This window comes from Streptomyces sp. WELS2 (assembly GCF_013870595.1).
Classification (GTDB): domain Bacteria; phylum Actinomycetota; class Actinomycetes; order Streptomycetales; family Streptomycetaceae; genus Streptomyces.
In genome coordinates this window covers 1-2,986 of the sequence record NZ_JACBWZ010000750.1, presented here as the reverse complement: position 1 = coordinate 2,986, position 2,986 = coordinate 1, and the positions used below count along the sequence as shown (strand labels likewise).

Annotated in this window: 3 protein-coding genes; 1 reads left to right on the top strand and 2 read right to left on the bottom strand. The window is 73.0% G+C overall.

Features of this window, described 5'->3' with window-relative positions:
- Positions 1–147: 147 nt before the first annotated feature.
- Positions 148–705, top strand: coding sequence for a carboxymuconolactone decarboxylase family protein (locus H5J33_RS29235; protein ID WP_181797819.1), 558 nt, complete (start codon positions 148–150; stop codon positions 703–705).
- A 352-nt stretch (positions 706–1,057) separates the two neighbouring features.
- Here the strand turns inward: H5J33_RS29235 and H5J33_RS29230 are convergent, their stop codons facing one another.
- Together H5J33_RS29230 and H5J33_RS29225 are read right to left on the bottom strand one after the other, a co-directional pair.
- A complete protein-coding gene (locus H5J33_RS29230) occupies positions 1,058–2,545 on the bottom strand; it encodes a glutamate synthase subunit beta (RefSeq protein ID WP_181797818.1) in 1,488 nt (495 codons plus the stop codon).
- Positions 2,546–2,822: 277 nt separating this feature from the next.
- Entirely contained in the window at positions 2,823–2,933 is a 111-nt protein-coding gene (locus tag H5J33_RS29225) for a hypothetical protein (RefSeq protein ID WP_399552954.1), read from the bottom strand.
- Between the last annotated feature and the right edge of the window lie 53 nt (positions 2,934–2,986).

The following is a 2,986-nucleotide window of genomic DNA, read 5'->3' as shown; positions in this document are numbered from 1 at the left end:
GCGCCCGGGTCAGCGCGGCCCGCCGACCACCCGGTCCGGACAGTTCCAGATGCAGGTCGACGCCGATCCGCTCCGCGGAATTGACCCACGATTCCGTCATGGAAATGCACCCTACAACCAGTCTTTCCGGCTCCTACGGTGGAGCACATGACGACGGACACGAACACCATCAACACCTCCGGCAGCACTTCTGACAGCCCCATCGACGGCCCCTTCGACCCCACCCCCGGGATCACCGCCGCCGAGGCTGCCCGGACCCGCCTGGACTTCGCGCAGGCCGCCCCGGAGGTCTACCGCGCGATCATCCGCTTCGACTCCGCCGCCCGCGCCGGCCTCGACCCGGCCCTGGTCGAACTGATCCAGATCCGCGCCTCCCACCTCAACCACTGCGCCTACTGCCTGCACATGCACACCAACGACGCCCGCAAGGCCGGGGAGAGCGAGGACCGGCTCCACCTCGTCGCCGTCTGGCGGGAGGCCCGGCACTTCTTCACCCCCAGGGAACAGGCCGCGCTGGCCCTGACCGAAGCGGTCACCCTGATCGCCGACGGCGGCGTCCCCGACTCCGTCTACACCGAGGCCGCCGCCCACTTCGACGAACGGGAACTGGCCCAGGTCCTGTCCCTGATCCTCACCATCAACACGTGGAACCGGGTGGCCCTGGCCACGGGCAAGGTGGCGGGCACGGACGAACGCACCCGCTGAGGGCGAGCCGACCGTGGGGTGGCCGGTCCGTGGGGCGGTGGAGCGGGGCCGGTCCGTGGGACTACGGGGCCGGCTAGATGCGTGGGCGGGGGGACCGGTTGGGTGCGTGGGGTGGTGGGACCGGTTCGGAGGCGTGGTGTGGGGCCGGTCCGGCGGGGGCGTCCGGGCGGCCGTCGGGGGAGCCGAGTGGTACGCGCCGGCCGGGCACGGTGGGAAGAGCCGGGCGATGGGCGTTGCCCGGGCGGCCATGGGCGCAGTCGGGTGGCACGTGTTACCCGGACGGCCGTGGGCGCAGTCGGGTGGTGCGCGTTGCCCGGGCGGTGCGCTGGGATGCGGTCCGCGGCGCCGCCGCTCAGACGGTCAGCGGCCGGTCCGCGGGGGTGATCGGCGCCGGGAGCCGGGAACTCCCCGTCAGATAGCGGTCGACGGCCGCCGCGACCGCCCGGCCCTCCGCTATCGCCCAGACTATGAGCGACTGCCCGCGCGCCGCGTCGCCCGCGGCGAACACCCCGGGGACGTTCGTCGCGAAGCCGTCGTCCCGGGCGATCTTGCCGCGCGGCCCCAACGCCAGCCCCAGCTGCTCGATCAGCCCGTCCTCCCGGTCCGGCCCGGAGAACCCCAGCGCGAGCAGCACCAGGTCGGCCGGGAGCGCCCGACCCGTGCCCGGCAGCGGAAGCCGCCGCTCGTCGACCTCCACCAGATGCAGTGACCGCACATTCCCCCTCTCGTCTCCCGTGAAGCGGAGCGTGGACGCCGCGAACAGCCGGGCGTCCGCGTCCGCCGCCGGCGCCGTCCGCAGCTCCCGCGCCTCCTCGTGCGCGGCCGACAGCCGGTAAACCTTCGGGTACGTCGGCCACGGGTCGCTGTCCTCGTCGCGCTCCGCACCCGGCTGCGCGTAGATGTCCAGCTGGGTGACGGACGCGGCCCCCTCGCGCACCGCCGTGCCCAGACAGTCCGCCCCGGTGTCCCCGCCGCCGACGATGACCACGTGTTTGCCGGCGGCCGACAGCGGTGAGACCTCCAGGTCCCCTTCGCACACCCGGTTCGCCAGCGGCAGATACTCCATCGCCTGGTGTATCCCGTTCAACTCCCGTCCCGGCACCGGAAGTTCCCGCCAAGCCGTGGCACCGGTCGCGATCACCACCGCGTCGTAACGGCCCCGCAGCTCGGCCGCCGGAACATCCCGGCCGACCGCCGTGGAGGTGCGGAACCTCGTCCCCTCGGCCAGCATCTGCCCGATCCGCCGCTCCAGGTGCCGCTTCTCCATCTTGAACGCGGGGATGCCGTACCGCATCAGCCCGCCGATCCGGTCGTCCTTCTCGTACACCGCGACCGTGTGCCCGGCCCGGGTCAGCTGCTGCGCCGCGGCCAGCCCGGTGGGCCCGGAGCCGACGACGGCGACCGTCTTCCCGGACAGCCGCTCGGGCGGCCGGGCCGACGTGAAGCCCTCCTCCCACGCCCGGTCGGCGATCGCGCACTCGACGTTCTTGATGGTGACGGCCGGCTGGTTGATCGCCAGCACACACCCCGCCTCGCACGGTGCCGGACACAACCGGCCGGTGAACTCGGGGAAGTTGTTGGTGGCGTGCAGCCGGTCGGAGGCGGCCCGCCAGTCCTCCCGCGAGACCAGGTCGTTCCACTCGGGGATGAGATTGCCCAGCGGACAGGCCTGGTGACAGAACGGGACGCCGCAGTCCATACAGCGGTCGGCCTGCTCGCTGATGATGGGCAGCAGCGCTCCCGGGACGTACACCTCGTCCCAGTCCCGCACCCGCTCCTCGACGGGCCGCCGCGGCCACTCCTGGCGCGGCGTGGTCATGAACCCCTTGGGATCGGCCATGGCGTCTTCCTCGCGTACGGGGCACCACAGGCGCCGGGTGTACGAAGGTCCGTCCGACATCGGGCAACACTCTTCCGGCCACGATACGTCCACACGGGCCCCCGCGCAGAGCAGCCGACAGCGCTTTCTGCCGGGACTCGCGCGAGACCCGGGGACCAGACGGCCCCCATACGTGGACCAAGGGCATCGGCAGCGGAGCCGCCGGCCCGAAGCCCCGGCCAACGATCCCGCGAGGCCCGCCGGTGCCCGCGATCCCCGCGTTCCGTCCACCGCCCCCTCAGCCCGCGTCCTCCACACCCCCCACCTCCTTCTCCTGCCATGCCCGCAGCACCCTCTCCACGGCCGGCGCGATCCGGTGCCGTGCCTCATGCCGGGGCACCCCGCTCATCAGCAACTGGTCGTACGGCGTGTCCGCGTGCCGTACGCCCGCCACGACCGCCG

Coding starts and splice junctions, on each gene's coding strand:
- H5J33_RS29235 (WP_181797819.1), top strand. CDS start 148: ATGACGACGGACACGAACACCATCAACACCTCCGGCAGCACTTCTGAC.
- H5J33_RS29230 (WP_181797818.1), bottom strand. CDS start 2,545: ATGGCCGATCCCAAGGGGTTCATGACCACGCCGCGCCAGGAGTGGCCG.
- H5J33_RS29225 (WP_399552954.1), bottom strand. CDS start 2,933: ATGAGCGGGGTGCCCCGGCATGAGGCACGGCACCGGATCGCGCCGGCC.